The 227-nt window shown below is 67.4% G+C and carries 1 protein-coding gene; it reads left to right on the forward strand.

Annotation, left to right across the window (positions count from 1 at the left end):
* The coding region (locus DIE08_RS35900) for a hypothetical protein (protein ID WP_185715952.1) at positions 1-227 on the forward strand (227 nt) is incomplete at both ends.

Below are 227 nucleotides of genomic sequence, written 5' to 3' on the forward strand. Positions count from 1 at the left end.
GTGGACGATGCTGGCCGCATCACCGGCCTGTGGCTGATGGGCGAGCACGAACCCCTGCGCCGCCTGAGCCTGTACCGCTATGACGAAGCGGGCGACCTCACGCTGGCACAAGACGAGAATGCCGCCGCGTGGACCTACCAGTACCAGCACCACCTGATCACCCGCTACACGGACCGCACCGGCCGCGGCATGAACCTGGTGTGGCAGGGCGAGGGCGCGGATGCTAA

This window comes from Burkholderia sp. Bp9004 (assembly GCF_003858025.1).
In the GTDB taxonomy this organism is placed as follows: Bacteria; Pseudomonadota; Gammaproteobacteria; order Burkholderiales; family Burkholderiaceae; genus Burkholderia; species Burkholderia diffusa.